Here is a 23,252-nt window from a genome sequence, read left to right on the forward strand (position 1 = left end):
ATTATTGTTGCCCGACTGCACTGACGATGCGGATCTGTTTATCATCAGGAATTTCCTGGTACGAGAGGACTCGTAATCCAGGAATGGAGTTCTTCACAAAACGAGCTAATGTGTTGCGTAAGACGCCCGAGGTCAGCAATACGGCAGCCTGCCCCTCAAGCTCCTGACGCTGTGCGGCTTCAGTCAGGGATTTTTGCATCCGCTCCGCCAGCCCAGGCTCGATACCAGCACCTTCAGCACCACCCGCCTGCAGGGATTGGTGCAAAATACGTTCCAGCTCAGGAGCCAGAGTGATTACCGGAATGACCGATTCACCACCGATGATCTCCTGCACGATCAGACGCCGTAATGCGATGCGACAAGCGGCAGTCAACACATCAGGATCCTGACTGCGCGGAGCGTACTCCACCAGCGTTTGCAGCACGGTACGCATATCACGCACCGGCACCCCTTCTGTCAACAGGTTTTGCAATACCTTGACCAAGGTTCCCAGGCTCATCACACCGGGGATCAAGCCCTCAACCAGTTTGGGTTGCGCACGAGCCACCATATCCAGCAGATTCTGCACCTCTTCATGGCCAAGCAGCTGGGCTGCCTGACTGGTCAGCAACTGACTCATATGAGTAGCAATAACCGTCGAGGCATCCACCACTGTATAGCCCAGGCTCTGGGCTTGATCAGACTGCTCACGGGCAATCCAGACCGCATCCAGACCAAAGGCCGGATCCCGGGTCTCCAATCCCTGCACCGCACCAAAGACCTGGCCCGGGTTTATCGCCATCTCTTTATCATGATAGACCTCGGCCTCGCCCATGTTGACGCCCATCAACGTGATGCGATACTGATTGGGCTGCAAATCCAGATTGTCGCGAATATGAACGGGGGGCACCAGGAAACCCAGCTCTTGGGACAGCTTCTTGCGTACCCCCTTGATTCGATTCAGTAACTCGCCGCCCTGGCTTCTATCCACCATGGGGATCAGACGGTAACCAACCTCCAGACCAATCACATCGACCGGGCTCACATCATCCCAGCTCAAATCCTTATGCTCGGGTACGGCGACATCATCCATCGGAGCCAGTGCCTTGGTTTCGGCATCCATCTTGCGCTTTTTGCTTTTGCGCACCATCAACCAGGCCCCAAAAGCAGCGAGAAAGCCTAACGACAAAAAGGCCAGGTGTGGCATGCCGGGAACCAGGCCCATGATGATCAGCACCGCAGAGGCAATGATCAGCGCCTTGGGCTCTTCAAACATCTGGTTGAGCACCACCTGCCCCATGTCCTGGTCAGTATTCTGCCGGGTCACGATGATCGCCGCCGCGATGGAAAGCAGTAACGACGGGATCTGGGCAACCAAACCATCACCGATGGTCAACAAGGTATAGATAGCAGCGGCGTCGCTAAAGCCCAGTCCGTGCTGAGCCATACCGATGATGAAACCACCGATGATGTTGATAAACAGGATGAGGATACCGGCCACGGCATCCCCCTTGACGAACTTGGATGCACCATCCATGGAGCCGTAGAAGTCGGCTTCCATGGTCACTTCCTGACGCCGTTTTTTCGCTTCATCCTGATTGATCAGGCCCGCATTCAAGTCAGCATCGATCGCCATCTGCTTACCGGGCATCGCATCCAGAGTAAAGCGCGCACTTACTTCGGAAATACGGCCAGCACCCTTGGTGACGACTACAAAGTTGATGATCATCAAGATGATAAAAACTATAAGACCGACCGCATAGTTGCCACCGATAACCACATTACCGAAGGCTTCGATGACATGACCGGCAGCCGCAGAACCGTTATGCCCCTCCAGCAGCACGACTCGAGTCGATGCCACATTCAAGGCCAGACGCAACAAAGTGGCCACCAGCAGGATCGTCGGAAAGGCTGCGAAATCGAGCGGCCGACGGGAATAAACCGCAACCAGCAACACCACCAACGACAGGGCAATGTTGAAGGTAAACAACACATCCAGCAGGAAGGTCGGCATGGGTAGCACGACCATGCCGAGGCTGGCCAAGACCAGCAACGGGGTACCCATACCACGGTTCAGCAGATGGCGATATTGACCCAGCGAGGCGAAGGTGGCTCTCATTTCCATGGCAGTCTGTCGAATAATATGGCGTTAACCTAGACTAGCAAAAAACAAGCCACCGATTAACCATTTGATTTTTATTATGATAAATAATGCTAGCCGGTTAACGTCAAAAAAATGTCAATACCTTAACTCATCAGGGATCGGCAGCTCATCGGCCAATTTACGCGGTGGGGCGGCTCGACCCTGTTTGTAGGCCTGTAATTGATACACATAGGCCAGTACCTGGGCAACCGCAACGAATAGGCCATCGGGGATCTGCTTGTTGAGCTTGGTGGTATGGTAGATGGCTCGAGCCAAAGCCGGTGAGGCCACGCTAGTCACCCCGCACTCCCGGGCAATCTCCCGGATCTTCATCGCCACCTCATCCACGCCCTTGGCCAACACAATGGGCGCCGCGCCCGGTTTATCGCGTTCATATTTGAGAGCCACGGCGTAGTGCGTCGGGTTGGTGACCACCACATCGGCTTGAGGCACCTCCGCCATCATGCGGCGATTGGCCATCTCATACTGCAGACGACGCAAGCGTCCCTTGACCTCGGGCTTCCCTTCCGAGTCCTTATATTCATCCTTGATTTCCTGCTTACTCATGCGCAGTTGTTTATTGTGATTCCACATCTGGAAAGGGACATCAATCGCCACAATAGGCAGCAACGCACAGCAAATCCCGACAGCAACCCATAGGCAAAGCTCCAGTGCGTCATAGATGGCAAACGGAAATTGACGCTGGCTTAAATCCAGAATGTGCGGCAACTGCCCCATGATCAATGACCAGGAGAGCAGACCAATAAAGAGGACTTTGGCAATGGACTTGATGAGTTCGACCCAGCTCTGCATACCGAACATACGTTTGAAGCCCGCCATGGGGCTGAGCTTGCTCATCTTCGGCATCATGGCTTCGCTGCTGACATTCACGCCGCCTAGCAACAAGTTGCCCACCAACGCCGCCAACAAGACGATGGCAAACAGCATGATCAGCGGCACAATCAGATCCCCAATGTCGGCGCCCAGGGCGGGGATCATGGTAAACGGATCGAAGACCTGTTCACGGGTGAAGGAAAAATTGCGGTGAAACACATCGAGCAAGGCTTGCCCCAGTGACTTGGCGACGGTCGATAAACCGATGACCCCGGCCAGCAGCACAACCGCCGTCCCCAGCTCTTTGGATCGGGGAACCTGGCCCTTCTCCTTGGCCTGGTCTAGTTTTCGCCCTGTGGGTTCCTCTGTTTTTTCCTGACCATCCGACTCGGCCATGGCCTATCCCTCCACGCATTGAGTCTGGATCACGTCACAAATCAGCGACTCCACTTGCTGCCAATGCTGCAAGAAGTGCTCCATGAAGCCCCCCAATGACACCCAGATCACCAACAAGCCACAGATCATACTGATCGCAAAGCCCATGCTGAAAATATTCAGCTGTGGCGCGGCACGCGTCATGACACCAAAGGCAAAATTGATCAGCAGCATGGCGACAATGGCGGCCAGAGAGACCGAAAGACACATCTCGAACATCACACCTAAAAACGCCGCCAGCATCTGATAACCCTCGATGCTGATCCCGCTGACCGCTACAGGTAAGGTGGTAAAACTCAGCTGCAGCAAATGCAACATAGTCAGGTGACCATCGATAGCGAAAAAAATCAGGGTGCCCAACATCAAGTAGAACTGACCAACAACCGGTGTCGAACCGCCGTTGATAGGATCGACCATAGAGGCAAAGCCGAGGCTGGTTTGCATGGCGATGATCTGCCCGGCCATGATGAACGTCTGGATCAAGAATTGCGAGGCCAGACCGATGGCAATCCCGACCAACACCTGTTGCGCGGTGATCATCATCCCCGTGATGCTGAACAACTCGACCGCCGGCATGGCCGGCAACAGCGGCGCCATCGCCACGGTAATCACCAGTGCCAGTTTGGCGCGGATCATGATGGGAACAGTCTGAGAGCCGAGGACTAACATGGTCATCAGCATCGCGGAAAGACGGGCATAGGGCCAGGCATAGGAAGCTATCCATGCCATCACCATATCCGCCGGATAATTCACCCCAGCACCTCAGGAATTTGCTCGATGATCATGGTGAAAAAATCCAGCAAGATCTGCAAACCCCAGTGCGCGCCCAGCGCCAGTGCGGCCAGAGTAACCAGCAGACGGGGTAAAAAACTCAGGGTCTGTTCGTTAATTGAGGTGGCCGCCTGGAAAATAGAGACAATCAAGCCAATGAACAGACTCGGCAGTATGGCCGCACAGACCAGCAGACTGACGATGCCTAACGATTCGCGAAAGACATCGACAAAGGCTTCGGGGTTCATCCCCCACCCCCGACCCCAAAGCTGTTGATCAACGATCCCATGATCAGGGTCCAACCATCGACCAACACAAACAGCATCAGCTTGAAAGGCAACGAGATCAGCATGGGCGACAGCATCATCATCCCCATCGCCATCAGGATACTGGCAACCACCAGATCGATAACCAGGAACGGCAGGAAGATCATGAAGCCAATCTGGAAGGCAGTCTTCAATTCACTGATCATAAATGCCGGGATCAGCACCCGCATCGGCACCTGCTCCGGTTTATCCACATGAACGTTGGCAAATTCCATGAAGCTGTTCAGATCCTTGATTCGGGTCTGTCCCAGCATAAACTGATGAAGTGGAACCTGCGCCGTATCAAATGCCTCGCGGGATGAGATCTGTTCATTCAGATAAGGCTGCAGCGCCTCGGCATTAATCCGATCGAAAACCGGTGCCATGATAAACAGGGTCAGAAACAACGATAAACCGATCAGGATCTGGTTCGATGGGCTCTGCTGTAAGCCGATGGCTTGCCGCAAAATCGACAGCACGACGATGATCCGGGTAAACGAAGTCATCATGATGACGATCGACGGCAAAAAGGTCAGCGCCGTCATCAAGGCCAAGATCTGCAGGGTCAAGCTGTACTCTTGGGAACCATCCGGATTGGTCGTGATGGTCACGGCCGACAAGCCGCCGGTCTGCGCCCACAACGAAGGAGCCACGAGACAGAGCAACAACCAATACCAGTTACCTTTCATGCTGGCCCCCGGTTTGGCTATCGGCGGTTGCATCCACCGCCGCAGTCGTTCCCGGCTTCATCAGTTTGGCCAACTGAGCGGCAAAAGGCGGCACCAGCCCCTGCTCGTTGAGTGGCGTCTCCAACTTGCACAGCAAGGAGATATTCGCTGGCGTCATACCCAGCACCAATTGCTCGCTACCCACCTTGACCACCAGCAACTTTTCACGGGTTCCCAATGAGAGGACACTCAGCACCCGTAACTGACTCTGAGCCTGATTCGGCATCAACCGGCTTTTTTTCAATAGCCAAGCCAGCAACAAAATCAAACCGATGACCAGAAAACAACTGACCAACCACTGGATAATATTGGCGTTGCCCGCCGTCGCTCCTGCTCCTGAGACCGGAGAGGCAAGCAATGGCGTAGCCAGCGTGGCCAGGAACCCACAATACTGTCTCATTTCAGCTTCTTGATCCGTTCGGTCTGGCTGATGACATCGGTCAGGCGGATCCCGAACTTATCGTTCACCACTACCACTTCGCCATGGGCAATCAAGGTGCCATTGACCAGCACATCCAGCGGCTCCCCGGCAACCCGATCCAGCTCGACCACCGAGCCTTGGTTCAATTGCAGCAAGTTGCGAATGCTGATTTGGCTCCGCCCCACTTCCATGGTGATGGTGACCGGAATATCCAGAATCGCATCCAGCTTGCGTCGCTCTTCCATCGAGATGGGTGCCGATTCATCAAACTCTTCCAACTTGGCCGGTTTGATTTCCGCATCCGCCTGTTCACCCAGAGCCGCAGCCCAGGCATCGGCCATTAAATCCTGATCATCCATTCCTACTCTTCCTCAATGCTCTTTTCCAGCTCTTCGAGCTCAGCCACCCCATCGATGCGCATCCCGCCCCGGGTGACCAGCGTCATCTCGTTTTTGACCGAATCAGGTCGCTTGATCTTCTCGGCAATCTTGATGGCAACCTTATCTTGGGTTCTACCCAACTTGGCCCGGAACGTCGGCAGGTCTTCAACAAAGACCAGCAGCGACTCCGGCATGGTCACCGGAATTATATCTCCGGCCTTGAAGTTCATCAGTTGACGCAAGGAGACCTCGGTCTGCAGTAACCGGGTGGAGAGCCCGACCTGGACATCCATGATTTCGTCCCGCAGTGCCTTGCTCCAGCGCAGGTCGGTATCACCTTTGTCACTTTGTACCCCCGCATCCAGCAATTCACGGATCGGCTCCAGCATGGAATAGGGCATGGCGACATGGAAGTCCCCCCCGCCGCCATCCAGCTCGATATGGAACGAGCTAACCACGATCACTTCCGTTGGACTGACAATGTTGGCCATCGCCGGGTTCACTTCGGAATCCAGATACTCGAACTCCACATCCATGACCGGAGCCCAGGCCTCCTTGTAATCTTCAAACACCAGCTTCAGCAGCATCTGGATAATGCGTCGTTCAGTGGGAGTAAACTCCCGCCCCTCGATCTTGGCGTGATAGCGACCATCGCCGCCAAAGAAGTTTTCAACCAGGATGAAGACTAACCGGGCCTCCATGGTGATCAATGCCGTCCCTTTGAGCGGACGAAAGCGCACCATGTTCAGACTGGTGGGAACAAACAGGGTATGAACGTATTCGCCGAACTTCAGCATCTGTACGCCATTGATGGAAACCTCGGCGGTACGGCGCATCATGTTGAAGAGGCTGATCCGCATATGGCGGGCAAAACGCTCGTTGACCAACTCAAGAGTTGGCATGCGGCCCCGGACAATCCGATCCTGGGATGAGAAGTCAAAGGTCATCACACCCGGCGCTGCCGCCAGGCCAACATCCTCTTCTTCTACTTCATCGACCCCGTGTAACAGGGCATCGATTTCGTCCTGTGTTAACAGATCGCTCACGTTTCACCTATTGCATGACAAAGCCGGTAAACAGAACCTGCTCGACCACGGCTTGTTGAGTGACTTCATGCAGTGCCTGGCTCACCGATGCCATGGCATCACTGCGTAATTTGTTACGCCCTTCGACGGTCGCCAGTTGTTCGCTGCTGGCGGCGGAAAACACCTTGAACATGGCGCCCTCGATCAGCGGGGTATGCAGGGTGGCCAGGGCTTGATTCGCCGCACCGCGGACCAAGAGTGCCACTTTGATCTGTACCAGACGATAGCGCGGCTTGGCTGCAACGTTGAAGACAAAGGGGCGAGGTAGCACCACATACAGAGCCATTTTGGAGGCCTGCTCGGCAGCCTTTTCCTCTTCGCTCTGACCGTGACCGCCTTCCCCCTCCGCCTTGGCATCCTCTTTTTTCTCGTCACCACCGGATAGCATCATCCAGCCACCGACACCGCCGCCAATCAACAAGATGAGTGCAACGGCTATGATGATGATCAGTTTTTTCTTGCCCCCCTGGGGCTTGAGTTGTAGCTGCTCTTCCTCAGCCATGAATATCGTGCTCCGGCTAATTGATCAGGATCTGTAACTCATCATAAGCGTGGCGCAGTTTGCATCAAGCGTAGAAATCAATTCCTGAGGCATCCGTCGAGCGGATGACCAGATTCTGTACATCCACACTCTCACCCAAGCTATTTTCACCCCGACGCCAAGGCGAAGATGAACCATTACCCTGCCCTTGACTCTGCTGTGCCAACTGTCCCTGATCTTGTTGTTGACCAGCGGACTGCTGCTGCACGTTAGTCTGCCCAAGCTGAATGCCTTGGCTGGCCAGCATGTCGCGCAGTTTGGGCAGCGCCTGCTCCAGTAACTCCCGAGAGCTACCATGCTGGACGATGAACTGGACATTGGCGGTCTGATCCTGATCAATCGACAATTGGATGCTCATTTTCCCCAGTCCCTGCGGCTCAAGCTGGATCTCGGCCTCATGCCACTTCTGCCCCATCATCAGTGTCATGCGCGCTGCCAGCTCGGGCGCAGCCTGTTGAGGCAGCCCCAGATGAACTGCCGCAAGAGATACCGGGGTTTCACGACTGCGGGATAGTGTTTCCTGAGCCGCGGCTGCGGATGTGGCAGCCGCAGCTGTGGCAGCAGGGTGCGCGACCGCGCCTTGAGTCCCACTCAGGAGCGCATGCATATCCAACGTGCTGCCGGCGGATGCCGGACGCCCACCGTCCGGCTGAACGTTGACCTGCAGGCTGAGATCATCCCGGGAGGCTTCCACAGCTGATGCTTGTGGCGTCTGCGACGTTTGCGAAGACAAGATGCTGTTTAACGAGAAGGCCTGCTCAGCCGTCGGCTCTGCCGTCGTTTCGAGCGGTGCGCGAACCAGCGTCGAAGCCGCCGTCTCCGATACCAGGGCAGAGGCTCGACTCGCCCCCTCCCGTTTACCACCACCGGCCAGGAGCGCCGCTAATTGTGCCAACTCGGAGGTGTGTTCACCGCGCTCAGACGGTTGGGCCACAGCACCGGTATCACTCCCGGCATCATTGCGCTCTCCCTTCACGGCCGCTGCCGTGAAGGCCTGAAGTCCGGACTTAGCCGCCAATTCGGTCTTCGTCGCTGCTACGTCACTCGAGGCTGGCGGCTCCGATGGGCTCGACATCGATTCGGCGGGCAATGTCAGCTCATCCAGCCACTGGCTAAAGCCCTCCTCCGTCAGCTTGGACTCCACAGAGGAGAAGGCATCCGATGACGAGGCGACGACGTCACGCGGCGGCAAGAACTTGCCGCTCGACTCCACATGCGAGGTCGCAGGCTCACCGCTTGCCGTTGGATCCGTACTTATCAGCGCAGCTAAATCGGGCTCCTGCAAATTTGCCTTGGGGACCACCACCTGGGTATTGGTCGCCAGACTATTTTGCAGATGCTGTAAAAAATCGATAGCCGCCGCCTCGCTGTCTGGCGAAGCATCGGATGCACGTTCAGCCTCCGGCTGCAAAGGGTCGGTCGCTATCTTGACGTGCTCGGATCCAGCGCCAGATTCCAAAAACTCCGAACTCAAAAGCGCAGGGTCCATGACCTCCGCCGCCTCCACAGCGGCATCCGCATCTCGCCATGCCGAGGCGTCGCTGCTCACAAGGTTTACTATTTTTTTATCCTGCGCATTCGGATTGCTGATCCGCGCGCGCTCCAGCTCTGACAACGCATCCGGGGCGGTCTCGGCCGTGCTCGCTGCTGATGCATCTTGAATGTCTGCGGCCTTGGTAGCTGCGGCGCTGGTAGCCGAAACAGCCCTCTTATCCTGTGGCTTGGCCTCTGTGCGCGGAGAACTTGCGCCATCAACCACTGCGGCAGGCCTGGACTTGGTTTCAGCTCGAGGCTTATTCGAGGCACTCGCTACCCCAGGATCCTGAGGCTTCACCCCAGCCCGGGAGGTGCCAGCAGAAACAGCTTTGGATGAATGAGCAGACTTCGAGACCTCAGATTGCCGCTGAGGGGCCGTCGTTTTGGCTTCCAGCACAGCAGAGAAATTATTCTCGCCCTGGGCTGCGGATGGACGGGAAAGCGCCCCCAGACTCTCTTGAGGTGCCTCTAGGGTAATCTTGCTGTTTACCTGCATCATCGCATGCCACCTTGGATCCCATGCTAGCCAGTGTCACTCTCCGACACCCGCACAGCGTGAATTGAGTATTCGATGCCAATCTCTGGCAATTTTCAGGCCAAAAACGACTAGGATTCGGCCTGGCGGTGAAAATAACGAAAGGTCGCAAACTCATCGAGCAATTTTTGCTCTTGCCGCGCCTGCTTGATGGCTTCCTTGGCGGCCTTGCGCTCCAGCAACATTTCCAGCGCCTTACGTTGCTGCTGCAGTTCCAACCACTCCTTACGGCGATTTTCTGTTGCCTGCCGCACTTGGCGTAATCCCTCTAACTGCTGGGTGGCGGCATGGTCCAGTTTGTTGATGAAGGCCTGATAGTGTCCAAACTGCAAGCCATTGAGCCCTTGACTGCCGCGCTCCGTCAGCTGGCCGCTGTAGTTTTCCCGGTACTGATTCAGAGCCTCGAGCTGACTCTCGTAGCGCATCTGATCCTGCTGGGCCAACGCCAGGATCCGCGAGGCCCGATCTTCGGCTTCGACTAGACGATCCACCAATAGTTGTATGGCTCTGCTCATGGTGACCTCGGTGCATCACAGCACACATCAAACGAAAGAAAAAATAGCGCGGACACGCTCGACTCCGTGACTGCCGAGCTTAATGATTGCCACGCACCAGCGTCATGGCAACCTGTTGCAGCATCTGCAGGCAGTCGTCATAAGGCACCACCTCTTTCATTTTTTGCTGCAAGAATTGGTCCAGTAATGGTCGAATGGCAATGGCCTGATCCAGGCGCGGGTCGGCGCCGCGCTGATAGGCACCAATGGTGATGAGATCGCGGTTCTGTTGATACAGGGAGTAGCACTGCTTGAGCGTGCGCGCCATCAACATATGCTCTTCGGAGGTCACCATCGGCATGACCCGACTGATGGATTTTTCCACATCGATCGCCGGGTAATGCCCACTGTCAGCCAGCTCCCGAGACAGTACGATATGGCCATCGAGAATGGCTCGAGAGGCATCGGCGATGGGATCTTGCAGATCATCGCCTTCAGTTAACACGGTGAAAAATGCGGTAATCGAACCTTGCCCTTCGGCGCCGTTGCCCGCGCGCTCCACCAGCGCCGGTAATTTGGCAAACACCGAGGGCGGGTAGCCCTTGGTCGCTGGCGGCTCGCCAATCGCCAGGGCAATTTCCCGTTGTGCCTGGGCATAGCGGGTCAGGGAATCCATCAACAACAGCACATTGAGCCCCTGATCGCGAAAATATTCGGCAATGGTCAAGGCAGTTTCACAGCCCTTGAGACGCATCAAGGGTGAGGCATCGGCAGGAGCCGCCACCACGACAGAGCGGGCGCGGCCTTCGACACCAAGAATTTCCTCGATGAACTCTTTAACTTCACGACCCCGTTCACCAATCAGTCCCACCACGACCACATCGGCGGTGGTACCTCGCGTCATCATCCCCAGCAACACCGACTTACCGACCCCGGAGCCGGCAAATAATCCCATCCGCTGGCCTTGGCCGACGGTGAGCATGGCATTGATGGCGCGAACCCCGACGTCCATCGGCTGATGGATCGGCTTGCGCGCCAGAGGATTGAGTCGACGATTGACCAGGCGCGCCGAGTCGGCGGTCAAAATCGGTCCCAGGCTATCCAGCGGCTCACCAACCCCGTCGATCACCCGCCCGAGCAAAGACATACCAACCGGAATACCGTGCTCGTCGCTGATGGGCGTCACCTTGGCGCCGGGGATGACTCCCTTGAGCTGCTCACTGGGCATCAAATAGAGTTTATCGCCGGAAAAACCGACAATTTCCGCTTCCAGATAACCATCCAGGGTTTCGATGCGGCACAAGGAGCCGACAGCGGCACGGCAGCCAATCGCTTCCAACGTCAATCCGACCACCCGCGTCAATTTTCCGGCAACGCTGGGACGGGTCGCGGTCTCACTCACCTGATAGGCGCCAAGACGCGTCAGCAGGCTCATGGCTGCCGATCCAGGTTGGTCCGCAGGAAGTTACGCAGCAGATTCTCGATACGCTCCTCCAGCATCCAGTCGATGCTCGAAGTGCGGCTGGCCAGTTGAAGATCGCCCCGTTGCAGCGCCGGCTCCGCCAGCAAGGTCCAACCGCGACGTTGGCACTCTTCCTCGCCGTAGGCATTGCGAATAAGCGCGACATCCTCGGGATGCAGGGTCAGAGTGATGCCCTCTTCGGCACAAGGCAACAGCGCGATCGCTTCTTTGAGCGAGCTTAACAAGAGATCGGACGAGGTATGGGCCTCATGGCGGATGAGGCTCTTGGCCAAGCGTAATGCCAGCCAGACCAACTGCTGCTCCACCTGGGCGTTGACCTGAGCCAGCGGCTGCACCAGCTGGGCACTGAGTTGCTGCCAGTGGGCGACTTGCTGTTCAATCAGATCCTGACCCAGAGCCAAACCGTCGGCTTGCCCTTGCGCCAGCCCCTCGGTGTGACCCTCTTGCAGTCCCTGCAAGCGCCCCTCTTCCAGACCCTGAGCCAAGCCAGCCTCTCGTCCCTCGGCAAACCCATCCTCATAGGCGGCCTGCCGCACGGCTTCTATCTCTTCGAGCGTCAGCGGCTGCTGTTCAGGCTCGGCCTCAGCCTCCGGTTCGACTGGAGCCTGTTCACTCTGGTACCAACCCGCGGCGTATCCTAGCGCATTACTTTCCGGCGCCTGAGCGGCAGTCTCCATCATGGGCCAGTCCCAGGCGGTAAACGCCTCGCCCGCGGGCTGTTCATGCTGTTCCTGGGGTCTTGGCTGCTTCGGATTCACCTTGCTACTCCTGCCTGTCATCGATTAGACGCCTAGCTACATGCACCCTGTGCCGATCATAGTCCCACGGAGCACCAGGGAATGATATGGCCATCCCCCGTTGTCTGAGTTAGACAAAGTCGTCGCCACCACCGGAACCGAGCATGATTTCGCCAGCATCGGCCAGACGGCGAGCAATCGAGAGGATCTCTTTTTGGGCCGCTTCCACATCGCTGACCCGTACCGGCCCCATGGCCGCCAGATCTTCGCCCAGCATTTCGGCGGCACGCTTGGACATATTCTTGAATACTTTTTCTTTGAGCTGATCGTCGGCACCCTTGAGCGCTTTTTGCAGCAGCTCGCCCGGCACCTCGCGCAGCAAGGCCTGAATGCCCCGATCGTCGACATCGATGAGGTTTTCGAACACGAACATCAAATCCTGGATCTGCTGGCTCATCTCTTCGTCGGAATCGCGGATGGCATCCATCAACTGGCCTTCGACATTGGTGTCCAGGTAGTTCATGATGCTGGCCGCCGCCTTCAGGCCACCCATCTTGGCCGCTTGGGCACCTGCGGCACCGGCAAACTGTTTCTCCATGATGTCGTTCAATTCTTGCAACGCCGCCGGCTGCACCTCTTCGAGGTTGGCGATCCGCATGATCAAATCCAGTCGCACCTGCTCCGGGAACTGGCTCATGATCTCGGCCGATTGTTCCGGATCCAGATAGGAGAGCACGATAGTCTGGATCTGCGGGTGTTCGTTCTGGATGATGCTGGCCACCTGGCGAGCATCCATCCACTTGAGGGAGTCCAGACCTCGGGCGCCGGAGCCCATGATGATCTGATCCACCAGATTTCCGGCCTTGTCTTCCCCCAGCGCCGCCACCAGGGCTTTGCGCACGAAGTCTTCGCTACCGATGCCGATATTGGAGAATTTCTGGATATCTTCGATGAACTGGCGATGCACCGCCGTCACCTTGTCGTGGCTGAAATCTTTCATCGAGGCCATCGACATCCCCAGGCGCTGCACCTGTTTCGGCTCCAGATGACGGAAGATCTGTGCGGCATCCTCCTCATTGAGGCTCAGCATCAAGACGGCTGCCATCTCCATGCCACTCATGGCATCCAGGAGTTGTTGCTGTTCTGTGGTGATCTGATTTTTTTCACTCATTTTGCCATTTCCCTAATCACCCATTCCTTGACCACTTGAGCCGCCAAATCCGGTTCGTTGGCCACCAGGGCGCGTACCGCCCGCAGCAAGTCTTCATCCCGATGCAGATCCGGCAACACCAACTGACCATTGCGCACCCCGAATATCGGCTCCTGCATGTCTGCTTGCGAGGCCAGCAGACTCAATTCGTCATCACCATCCAAAGCCACCGAGCTGTCCATATCCACTTCGCGACCTTCCGGTTTTTGATCCGGATAGAGCAGTCGGGCCAGCATAGGTCGCACTATGGTCACCACCAGCACGATGATCACCAACACGGAAGCGGCAATGCGGATGGCGCGCCAGAACCAGCTCTGCTCCACTAACGGCGTTTCCGCAACGCTGGTCAAATCCGGGCGATTGAAGGAGAGGCTGACCACTTCCAGATTATCACCGCGACTAACATCAAAGCCGATCCCGCCCTTGAGCAGACGACGGATAGTGTCCAGCTCGGCCTGGGTTTGCGGCTCGCGGGTCACCTTGCCATCCGCCGCCGTGACGCTCTTGTAATCGACACCGACCGATACCGTCAGGCGGCGAATACCGCCCATGGCGCGTTGCACATGGCTAACCGTGGTATCCAACTCATAGTTCCGGGTGGCTTCTTTACGACTGCGACCATTGGCGGCACCTTGCCCTCCTGCGGCACCTGTCGCTTGTTCGGGAATATTGCTGGCAGCAGGGGGCTGATTGGACAGGGCACCTGGCACGCCGGAGTTACCCGCAGCGCCCATGCTGTTTTCTTCGAGGGTGACTTCCGAACGCACCGCCGGCAAATCCGGATTGAAACGCTTGCGGGTTTCCTCTTCCTGGGTGAAGTCCAGGCTGACATCCACTTCGGCGGTGTAGTTACCAATCCCCAGCACCGGCGCCAGGATGGCATCAATCTTCTGTTTGTATTCCAGCTCTTTTTTCTGCTGCATCTCGAACTCTTTGCGCGCCCGGGATGAAGCCGCATCCTGAGAGCCGGAGTTGAGCAGACGGCCATTCTGATCGGTCACCGTCACGCGACTGGGTTCGAGCCCATGAACGGCGGAGGCGACGGTATCCACAATTGCATCCACCTCTTCCTGCCCCAAGGCGCCACTGGAACCGAGAGCCACCACGACGGTGGCACTGGGTTTGCGTTCGTTGCGCGCAAAGACGTTGTCTTTGGGAATAGCCAGCAGGACGGTGGCCTTACTGATATTGCGGTACTGCTCGATGGCACGAGCCAGTTGTTGTTCCCGGCTGTACTTGAGCCGTTCACCTTCCAGGCGCTGACTGACGCCAAAGCCACTATCTTTGAGCAATAAGGAATCACCGGTAGGCAACTCCGGTTGGGCTAAGCCCTCGCGCTTGAGTTGCAAGACGATGTTGGAATAATCGTCGGCGGTGACCAGTACCGAATTACCCTCTACCTTGTAATTCAGCTGCTTCTGATCCAGAAAATCCAGGGTTTTCACCAGCTCTTCGGTGGTGAACTGCCCCAGGGGGCGCATCTCCGGCTCTTTACCCCACAGCAGGATGAAAACGGCAATGGCCAGACAGATGGCCAACCCCAGGATCAGGGTGACTTGACGCAAAATATCGACATTACCCATGAACGCCAGCGGCGAAGGCTTGGTCGTGACCACGTCATCCACCCCGGCCCCCATCAGCGGATCCCCGCCGGCTACCATCAATTGATTGCGCTTGTCGTCAGCCATTTTCTACCCCTTCACTTACACCGGCATATTCATGATGGTCTTGTAGGCTTCGACCACCTTGTTGCGCACCTGGACTGTGGCTTCAAACGCTATGGAGGACTTTTGCCCTGCAATCATCACATCCGAAAGATTGATACTGCGATCGCCCATATCAAAGCGGGTGCGCAGCGTACTGGCATCTTGTTGCAGTGAGTTGACATTTTCCAGCGCCATCTTGAGCGCCTGACCAAAATCCTGCTGCACCTCACCATTCATCGGTGTGGCGCGGGAACCGGAACCCAGGGCCTCGAAGCGAAGGGCCTCAAAATCCTTGAACAAAGAGCTAGCTTGCACGTCCATAGCGGTTCCTCACAGCGACATTAAATTGACAACCCCAGGGGGATACCCTGTGTCTGCAATTTAAGTGCCAGGAACATATATCGTCTAACTCACTGGAAAGCGGGGGGATTTTACAACAAGAGCCCGCCGGATGGCGGGCTGGAGAGAAAAAAATTAATCCGGCACTTCGATGCCGACGTCGCGCATGCGCGCCAGCTTATAGCGCAGGGTACGCGGGCTGATGCCCAGACGGTCGGCCACTTCCTTACGGCTGCCCTGGCAGGCAATCAGGGTATCGAGGATGATCTGGTGCTCCTGTTGCCGCAGCTCATTCCCCAGCCGCTCCATCCCCGGCAGGCGCTCGGTATATTCCCAACTGAGATCCTCACCGCGCAGGGATCCATCCTCCGGCTCGTCATCCGCAACGCCCGGCCACTGCTGCTCATCCAGGATCAGATCGCAGGCCTGGATCAGGCAGCCATCGCTCAGGATCAGCGCGCGCTGAATGACGTTGTCCAGCTCGCGAACATTACCCGGCCAGCGATAGTGCAGCAACCGCTCGGCCGCAGCAGCATCGAGCGTCGGCACGCTGGCGCCCTGCTGACTGGCATGCCATTGCAGCAGATGTTCGGCAATCGGCAGTATATCTCCCGGCCGATCCACCAGCGGCTGCCAGCGCAGCGGGAATACATTCAGCCGATAGAAGAGATCCTCACGGAACAAACCAGCCGCCACCGCCTGGCGGAGATCCCGATTACTGGTGGCAATAACCCGCACATCCAGCGGTATGGTCTTGCGACTCCCCAGGCGTTCCACTTCGCGCTCCTGCAGCACCCGCAACAATTTCGCCTGTAGGGCCAAGTCCATTTCCGTGATTTCGTCCAGCAGCAGGGTGCCGCCCTGGGCCTGTTCAAACTTGCCGGGACAGCCTTGAACCGCACCGGTAAAGGCGCCTTTTTCATAGCCGAAGAGCGTGGCTTCGAGCATATTCTCCGGGATCGCGGCACAGTTGATCGCCACAAAGGGCTGCTCGGCACGGTTGGATTGATCATGAATATAACGCGCCAGCACCTCTTTCCCGGTGCCGCTGGGACCAGTCACCATCACGGTAGCTTCGGAGCGGGCTACCCGCGCCGCCAGTTGCAGCAATTCGGCAGTTTTGGCATCGCCGTACACCGGCGTCTTGCGCTCGATGCGTTGCGGCGGCACATAGCGGCTGACCTGATTGAGCAGCACTTCCGGTGAAAACGGCTTGGCCAGATAATCGATCGCCCCTTCGCGCATCGCCCGGACCGCACCATCGATGTTGGCGTAGGCGGTCATCAACAGTACCGGCGTCTGGGGGTATTTCACCCGGATGTTACTCAGCAGGGTATGACCATCCATGCCGCCCATTTGGATATCGGAAATCACCATGTCAACGGATTGACGCCCAAGCTGCAGTAACGCGGCCTCGGCACTGTCGGCTTCCTGGCAGGCATAGCCCGCCAGCAACAGGGTATCGACAATCGCCTCGCGCAGGCCATGATCGTCTTCAACTACCAGAATGCGTGCCTGACTCATGATGCACCTCCAACGGCCTGGCGCTGAGCCACGGCCTGATGACACGGCAAGCGCAGGGTGAAGCAACTGCCCTCGCCCTCCACCGATGCCACTTCAATCTTGCCCTGATGGGCCTGAACAACAGATTGCACCACCGCCAATCCCAGTCCGGTACCATTACTGCGGGTGGTATAGAAGGGCTCGAAGATCCGGGCCAGTAACTCCCGGGACATGCCCCGACCGTTATCCACGACCCGCAGCAGCACATCATCCCCGGTGCGATGGGCACTGATCAGCAACTGGGTGGCCCCCGCCTGCAGCGCATTGGCCAGCAGATTATTGATGGCGCTGGCCAGTGCCGAGCTGTTGGCCAGCAAGGGGATCGGAGGGCTGTCCATCTCGATGCGCAAACTGGCGCCGACCTGTTGCAGCATGGCTTCCGCACCGCGCTCGATGCTGGTGATGAGCTCCGTCAATTCAATGGCGCTCACCACCTGCTGTTCGCCATTGCGGGCAAACAGCAGTACGTCGCTGACCTGAGTTTCCAGATCCCGCAACCGATCCATCAATTTCTTCTGGAAACTGCCACGAGCCTCATTGCTCAGGGTGCGATTGGCCAGATTGGCACCGTACAACATAGCCGCCGCCAACGGGGTGCGGATCTGGTGAGCCAGCGAGGCGGCCATCTTGCCCAGTGCCGACAACCGCTCCATATGGCTGAGCTGATCCTGCAGGCAACGGGTCTCGGTCAGATCGGTGATCTGGATCAGCTGCCCCTCTTGCTGCTTCAGTGGCTGGGTCGAGATCTGAACCCGGCGGCCATTCCGTAACGAGACTTCATGACCATCATCGGGACGTAGGCAGAACACGCGCTGGATGATGTTGCCCCAACTTTCCCCCTCCAACGGCTCCCCCAATAGTGTCAGTGCGGCGCGATTGGCGCGGGCCACCCGACCCGAGCCATCGAGCAATACCAAGCCGGAGGGGACTTCATTGAAGATCTCGCCAAACAAGGATGGCGAGGACCATACGTCGGGCGAGTTGGAGAAAGTGGATGTTGTCATACGTCATAAACCCGTGAGCGACTGGGATAATTCGGGTTTATTCAATATGCGTGCCAAAAATAGAAAAGGCGCCGCAGCGCCTTGTTGGAGGAGAGGAGTGAGCTCCTGGTAACTACCTATAGGCCCCAGTTGCTACATGTCCCGAGCGGTCATGTCATATTTTTTCATCTTTTCGACCAGCGTGGTCCGGCGCATACCGAGCATATCGGCGGCGCGGGCCACGACACCATCCTGCATTTCCAATGCCTGACGGATCATGCCAATTTCTAGCTCGGCCAGCAGATCCTTGAGGTTGAGACCTTCCTCCGGCAGCACCTGGCTAAAGGGATCCGCCATCGGCTCCTCGGGTTGTTCAAAGGGTTCGGAGAGCACATCGATCAACGCATCGCGCTCCGCCTGTTCATTCACCGGCCCGGTTTCCTGCCACACATCGCTGCCATAGCGATACTTCACCGGCAGATCCTTGACATCGACAATCCGGTTGGGAAACAGGATCAACAGGCGCTCGACCAGATTGGAAAGTTCGCGCACGTTGCCCGGCCAGCGATGCTGCATCAGCGATTCCATGGCTCGTTGGGTAAACCGCAGCCAAGCCTTGTGCTCACCACCATGCCGGTTCAGCAACTCCTGCAGCAGCAAGGGAATATCATCGGCCCGCTCGCGCAAGGATGGTGTCTCGATGGGAAACACATTCAACCGATAGTAGAGATCTTCACGGAAACTTTGCTCGATGATCATCTGTTCCAGATTGCGGTGCGTCGCGGCAATCACCCGCACATCAGCCTTGATCGGTTTGCTGCCACCCACCCGCTCGAACAGCCGCTCCTGCAGAACACGCAACAGCTTGACCTGCATCGGCATCGGCATATCGCCGATTTCATCCAGAAACAGGGTCCCGCCCTCTGCCAGTTCGAAGCGACCGCGACGGGCGGAGATGGCGCCGGTAAACGAGCCCTTCTCATGACCAAACAACTCGCTCTCCAGCAGCTCCCCCGGAATGGCGCCACAGTTCACCGGCACAAAGGGGCCATTGGCGCGGGGCGACAATTCATGGATGGCGCGCGCCACCACCTCCTTGCCGGTACCGGATTCACCGAGGATCAACACGTTGGCGTCTTTATCCGCGACCTGGCTGATGAGCCGACGCACTTCCTGCATCGCCATGCCCTTACCGACCAGAAACTTCAACAGCTTCTGATCCTGGGATTCGCCCTGGTGACTGCGCAGCGCCATGAAGGTGTGGCACAGATGCAGCAGACTGGTCAGTTGGTCATAGCCGACCGGATCACTGAGTTGCCCCAGCAGGTTGGTGGACCCGGAACCACAGCCCACTGTGCCCTGGAGCTGATAGCTTAAAAACGGGATCTGCGGATAAGCCCCCAACAGCTGCTCCAGAGTGCGGGTTTGCAGGCTCCCCACCACCACGCCCAGCAGGTCGTCGGCACCATCCAGGTAGGCCAGACAATCCGGCTCATCCCCACACCGCCAATCAAACCCCATGAAATTGAGTACCGTCTCCATCTGTTGACGGCGCTTTTCATCACCATCGATAATCAGGACGCACTTCTGCTCACGCATGCCACCACCTAATGCTTTGAATATTCGGCCCGATTTCTGCTAGTGCTACCGACACAACCAGCGATGAGCCATCACCGACAAAATAATGACACAGTGTCAAAATAAATCCTATGCCCACTCGGTGATGGGTGATTGTTTCGTGACGAATACCATTAAAGCCTCGCGGAGCTGGGACGATAATACGCTTATAGGGCATACTGGCAGCCGCCATTGATTGTGAACAAGAGAGAACCCAAGATGACCAGACTATCCATCCAGCAGTATCGTCAGGCCAGCGTCAGCAATATTGATGATGCCGATCCCCACACCTTGATCTCGATTGTACTGCAGCACATCCTCGGCAATATCGCCGCGACCAAAGGATCCATCGAACGCAAGGACGTGGAAGGCAAAGCCAAATCACTGAACAAGGCCCTGGCGCTGATCGGCGAGTTGCAAGGCAGCCTGGATCTGGAACAGGGAGGCGAAGTGGCACAGAACCTGGCGGCACTCTACGACTACAGCATTCGCACCCTGACCGAAGCCAACCTGCAGAACAGCCAGGAAAAACTCGACGAAGTCGCCAAGATCTTCATCAACATCAAGGAAGGCTGGGACGGCATCCCTAGCGAGGTGCGCAACGAATTCAAGGCCAAGAAAGCGGGCCAGACGTCATGACAGCACAGCAGGATATCCCGCAGCTACTGGAGCAGCTCTATCAGGCGCTGAATCAACCCGACGAGTTGCTGGATGACGACTTTCCGGCGGTTGGCGCCTTGACGGCGGCCATTCAGGCCCACCTGGATCAAGCCACGCCACAGCAGTTAGCGGCCGAACAGCAAGAGCTGGAGCAGCTGCGCTATGTGCTGGGGATCCTGGTCAACAAGGCCAACACGCACCGCGAATCGCTGAAGCAGGAACTGCTCAATCTCAAACGCAGCCAGCAAGTCAAAAAAAGCTACGGCGCCTGATGGCGCCGTGACTTTATTATTGTTGTTCGGAAAACATTTATATTTATTCGCAATAAAATTGCCATTAGTTACTTATTTACTGCTGACTGCGACAGTTTAATAACTGGATATTTCATTCGCCAACGTTCCCCCGCCTGCTCCCATATGTTTTTGTTTCGGAATTTTTCGACTGTATCCCAAAATTCTTGCTCACTCAGCTTATGGAATCGCAAGAAATCATGAAAATATTCACGCGGAAATTGGTCCGATAATCGAAGAACAATATCCACTGCCTCATCACGACTAAGACGATCATTCCAGATGTCATAGCAGCACTGATCCGTAGAGCGCCAGAAACCGAATTTCAGATATTTAAACCAAATGTTAATCTCACACAGTTTTTCATCAATATTGTCGTAATCGATATAATTACCCGATAATGGCCCTAACGCTCGACCGGTAAACCCACGTTCCTTGACTGCATTATAATGTTTACGGCCATCCCACTTTATATAATGACCAAGATAAATACTTTTAATGCCAGCCTCTTTTAGTTTTTGATAGTCTGGATATTGATAGAAGAAAACATCCCGCTTGGATATATCATCATCCAGCCAATCAAATATGGTCTTACCCTTTACCAAATCGTTTTTATCAATCGCCAATGCGGAAGGCTTACTCTCTTGACGTTGTAACCCGCCAAATTCAAATGCAATATCTTCACCCCAGATGACCAGAGGTACATCATAGATCAGAGCGGTATTCACTACGCTGGCAAACATGGCACAATGTTCAGCCCAATTAGGCTCCCCCTGACGCAAAAAGCAGCGCCGACGGATCTCGCGGAATACACTTGGCTTCAGGGTGATTTTCATATGATCAACATTCAGATCCTTGATCATATTGTTTAAATTAGCGATTCCTTCGGTAGTTGGCAAATGAGTCGCCAGAGTAACGCATAGAGTTTTAAGCCCGAAACGTTCGGCTAAAATTAAAGCTTGATACCAACTGTCTTTACCGCCACTAACGGCGACGATGCAATCATAGAAAGGATTATTGGCGGCTTTAATTTCAGCCACCAACTCACTGAGTTGTTCAAATCGGGCCGTCCAGTCGATGCTGGCCTTCAGCTCCTTGGTCCGACAGGCGTTGCAGTAGCCTCGCTCATCGAGTACCACTCCGGGCTTGGTATCCGGCATGACACAATTGCTGCAATATCGCATCGATTAGCCCTCTATCGCCTTGAAGTTATGGTCATCCATGTAGGTACGCCCCATCAGGATATAGTCATCACTCTGCAGTTGAGGCTCAAGGAGCGGCGTCAGCCGATAATCTCGCGGATCTGTGATGGCTAAGCGAGCCTCATCGACACCCGCATCCTCAGAATGCCGGGTTACTGAATCCCGTAACACCCACTCACCACGCGTATCTTTCGCCCAAATCTCAGGATCCCGAAATGGATCAATACAGGCGAGAAATTCGCTTTCGCTCATACCAACCCACTCGAGAAATTTCGGCAGAGCGGCCGGTTTAATGCCTTCATACTGAGCCACCAGGGCAATCCCTTCTTCACGACTTTTACGCTTGAGGCGGATATCTCGCGAGGCATGATCACTTGCCTTGCCATAACCATGCTTCAAAAATTTGACGTAATCGTGCACACTGGCATTATTCCAGCAGTAAATAGATTCGTAGCTGTTATAGGTGCGTTCCTGAGGTGCCGTCTCATAACCATATTTTTCAATCATGGCCTCAACTTGACACTGCGAATCCCAAAACAGGTAATTGCCCAAATAAAGGCCCCGAACACGGGAACGTTCCAGTTGTTCATCTGATGGATAAGTAAAAGCCTGCAGATCCTTTTTCGAAATTTTCGGGCTTTCTCCAATCAATGATTCAGCATCCCAACCTCGAAGACCATGTTCCTTTCGAACCTTTTTGGTCATCTCGACTTGATCGAAATGTGAAAACATGCCGACTTGATCCAACCAACCATTGACTCCCCAAATAATGAGGGGAATACCTAATTTGGTCGCGACCTGTACCGGAAACGTCTGGCTACCAGCCAAAACATGCCAGTACATATCACCCATTTTTTTCAACGTAATACGAGTAACTTCTTTGACTGTATCCGGCCCAACCGTCGACATCATGTGATCACAGTCCAGCTTGGTAATTAGCCGAGCCAGATTACGAACCCCGACCTTGGTACTGAAATGGGTGTTATAGGTTACCAACAACGGATTCAGACCATATTTGTGTTTGATAGTATCAACAATAAAAAAATCATCTCCCGTACCTGATACCGGAATAACACAGTCATAACTGGTATTCGCGCGTTGCCGGTATTGCGCCACTATAGCTTCGAGTTCTTGCGCCTTACTTTGCCAATCGATCTCATATTTTTCTTCATGTACCAGACAACCACTACAGACTCCGCGCTCATCAAAGGTGATATTCAGCGGATGATTAGCTGGATAGAGACAACGTTTGCAGTACTTCATAATCTATTTCAC

The 23,252-nt window shown here is 55.7% G+C and carries 23 protein-coding genes; 2 read left to right on the forward strand and 21 right to left on the reverse strand.

Going from position 1 to position 23,252, the window contains the following annotated elements; translation table 11 throughout:
- Position 1 precedes the first annotated feature (1 nt).
- The 19 genes from flhA to ACZYUB_RS08385 all read right to left on the reverse strand — a co-directional run bounded on the left by flhA (position 2) and on the right by ACZYUB_RS08385 (position 19,807).
- Complete coding sequence (gene flhA / locus ACZYUB_RS08295; protein ID WP_463947036.1) at positions 2-2,104, reverse strand: flagellar biosynthesis protein FlhA; 2,103 nt, start codon at positions 2,102-2,104, stop codon at positions 2-4.
- A 114-nt stretch (positions 2,105-2,218) separates the two neighbouring features.
- The gene (gene flhB, locus ACZYUB_RS08300; protein ID WP_463947038.1) at positions 2,219-3,352 is read right to left on the reverse strand and encodes a flagellar biosynthesis protein FlhB; all 1,134 of its coding nucleotides are present in this window, start codon (positions 3,350-3,352) and stop codon (positions 2,219-2,221) included.
- A 3-nt stretch (positions 3,353-3,355) separates the two neighbouring features.
- Positions 3,356-4,144: a flagellar biosynthetic protein FliR gene (gene fliR / locus ACZYUB_RS08305; protein WP_463947039.1), complete on the reverse strand. Its 789-nt coding sequence runs from the start codon at positions 4,142-4,144 to the stop codon at positions 3,356-3,358.
- The gene (gene fliQ / locus ACZYUB_RS08310; RefSeq protein ID WP_463947040.1) at positions 4,141-4,410 is read right to left on the reverse strand and encodes a flagellar biosynthesis protein FliQ; all 270 of its coding nucleotides are present in this window, start codon (positions 4,408-4,410) and stop codon (positions 4,141-4,143) included. Before fliQ ends, fliR begins: the two co-directional genes overlap by 4 nt.
- On the reverse strand, positions 4,407-5,156 hold the full coding sequence (gene fliP / locus ACZYUB_RS08315; RefSeq protein WP_460882114.1) for a flagellar type III secretion system pore protein FliP: 750 nt from the start codon (positions 5,154-5,156) through the stop codon (positions 4,407-4,409). The genes fliQ and fliP overlap by 4 nt, the downstream gene beginning before the upstream one ends.
- Positions 5,146-5,595 carry a flagellar biosynthetic protein FliO gene (gene fliO / locus ACZYUB_RS08320; RefSeq protein WP_463947042.1) on the reverse strand — a complete coding sequence of 150 codons (450 nt, stop codon included), beginning with the start codon at positions 5,593-5,595 and terminating at the stop codon, positions 5,146-5,148. Before fliO ends, fliP begins: the two co-directional genes overlap by 11 nt.
- Complete coding sequence (gene fliN / locus ACZYUB_RS08325; protein ID WP_463947193.1) at positions 5,592-5,957, reverse strand: flagellar motor switch protein FliN; 366 nt, start codon at positions 5,955-5,957, stop codon at positions 5,592-5,594. Before fliN ends, fliO begins: the two co-directional genes overlap by 4 nt.
- Before the next feature lie 20 nt (positions 5,958-5,977).
- A complete protein-coding gene (fliM, locus tag ACZYUB_RS08330; RefSeq protein ID WP_463947043.1) occupies positions 5,978-7,042 on the reverse strand; it encodes a flagellar motor switch protein FliM in 1,065 nt (354 codons plus the stop codon).
- Positions 7,043-7,049: 7 nt separating this feature from the next.
- Complete coding sequence (gene fliL / locus ACZYUB_RS08335) at positions 7,050-7,583, reverse strand: flagellar basal body-associated protein FliL (RefSeq protein ID WP_463947044.1); 534 nt, start codon at positions 7,581-7,583, stop codon at positions 7,050-7,052.
- A gap of 64 nt (positions 7,584-7,647) precedes the next feature.
- Positions 7,648-9,657 carry a flagellar hook-length control protein FliK gene (locus ACZYUB_RS08340; RefSeq protein ID WP_463947045.1) on the reverse strand — a complete coding sequence of 670 codons (2,010 nt, stop codon included), beginning with the start codon at positions 9,655-9,657 and terminating at the stop codon, positions 7,648-7,650.
- A gap of 107 nt (positions 9,658-9,764) precedes the next feature.
- The gene (fliJ, locus tag ACZYUB_RS08345) at positions 9,765-10,208 is read right to left on the reverse strand and encodes a flagellar export protein FliJ (protein ID WP_463947047.1); all 444 of its coding nucleotides are present in this window, start codon (positions 10,206-10,208) and stop codon (positions 9,765-9,767) included.
- Positions 10,209-10,287: 79 nt separating this feature from the next.
- On the reverse strand, positions 10,288-11,622 hold the full coding sequence (gene fliI / locus ACZYUB_RS08350) for a flagellar protein export ATPase FliI (protein ID WP_463947048.1): 1,335 nt from the start codon (positions 11,620-11,622) through the stop codon (positions 10,288-10,290).
- Complete coding sequence (gene fliH / locus ACZYUB_RS08355; RefSeq protein WP_463947050.1) at positions 11,619-12,428, reverse strand: flagellar assembly protein FliH; 810 nt, start codon at positions 12,426-12,428, stop codon at positions 11,619-11,621. Before fliH ends, fliI begins: the two co-directional genes overlap by 4 nt.
- A gap of 109 nt (positions 12,429-12,537) precedes the next feature.
- Entirely contained in the window at positions 12,538-13,578 is a 1,041-nt protein-coding gene (gene fliG, locus ACZYUB_RS08360; protein ID WP_463947052.1) for a flagellar motor switch protein FliG, read from the reverse strand.
- Positions 13,575-15,278 carry a flagellar basal-body MS-ring/collar protein FliF gene (gene fliF, locus ACZYUB_RS08365; protein WP_463947195.1) on the reverse strand — a complete coding sequence of 568 codons (1,704 nt, stop codon included), beginning with the start codon at positions 15,276-15,278 and terminating at the stop codon, positions 13,575-13,577. The genes fliG and fliF overlap by 4 nt, the downstream gene beginning before the upstream one ends.
- Positions 15,279-15,320: 42 nt before the next feature.
- On the reverse strand, positions 15,321-15,644 hold the full coding sequence (fliE, locus tag ACZYUB_RS08370; protein WP_463947053.1) for a flagellar hook-basal body complex protein FliE: 324 nt from the start codon (positions 15,642-15,644) through the stop codon (positions 15,321-15,323).
- Between the two features lie 153 nt (positions 15,645-15,797).
- Positions 15,798-17,186, reverse strand: coding sequence for a sigma-54-dependent transcriptional regulator (locus tag ACZYUB_RS08375; protein WP_463947055.1), 1,389 nt, complete (start codon positions 17,184-17,186; stop codon positions 15,798-15,800).
- Positions 17,183-18,229, reverse strand: coding sequence for a sensor histidine kinase (locus ACZYUB_RS08380; RefSeq protein ID WP_463947057.1), 1,047 nt, complete (start codon positions 18,227-18,229; stop codon positions 17,183-17,185). Before ACZYUB_RS08380 ends, ACZYUB_RS08375 begins: the two co-directional genes overlap by 4 nt.
- A 132-nt stretch (positions 18,230-18,361) precedes the next feature.
- The gene (locus ACZYUB_RS08385) at positions 18,362-19,807 is read right to left on the reverse strand and encodes a sigma-54 dependent transcriptional regulator (protein ID WP_463947059.1); all 1,446 of its coding nucleotides are present in this window, start codon (positions 19,805-19,807) and stop codon (positions 18,362-18,364) included.
- Positions 19,808-20,044: 237 nt separating this feature from the next.
- On the opposite strand from ACZYUB_RS08385, the gene fliS reads away from it, so the two are divergent.
- Both fliS and ACZYUB_RS08395 read left to right on the forward strand, forming a co-directional pair.
- On the forward strand, positions 20,045-20,464 hold the full coding sequence (fliS, locus tag ACZYUB_RS08390) for a flagellar export chaperone FliS (RefSeq protein ID WP_463947061.1): 420 nt from the start codon (positions 20,045-20,047) through the stop codon (positions 20,462-20,464).
- On the forward strand, positions 20,461-20,757 hold the full coding sequence (locus ACZYUB_RS08395; protein WP_463947063.1) for a hypothetical protein: 297 nt from the start codon (positions 20,461-20,463) through the stop codon (positions 20,755-20,757). The genes fliS and ACZYUB_RS08395 overlap by 4 nt, the downstream gene beginning before the upstream one ends.
- A gap of 68 nt (positions 20,758-20,825) precedes the next feature.
- On the opposite strand, the gene ACZYUB_RS08400 is transcribed toward ACZYUB_RS08395, so the two are convergent.
- On the reverse strand, positions 20,826-21,959 hold the full coding sequence (locus ACZYUB_RS08400; RefSeq protein WP_463947065.1) for an N-acetyl sugar amidotransferase: 1,134 nt from the start codon (positions 21,957-21,959) through the stop codon (positions 20,826-20,828).
- 3 nt (positions 21,960-21,962) lie between these two features.
- A complete protein-coding gene (locus ACZYUB_RS08405; RefSeq protein WP_463947067.1) occupies positions 21,963-23,240 on the reverse strand; it encodes an N-acetyl sugar amidotransferase in 1,278 nt (425 codons plus the stop codon).
- Positions 23,241-23,252: the final 12 nt, after the last annotated feature.

Source organism: Pseudaeromonas sp. HNCC25DJ182 (assembly GCF_055413365.1).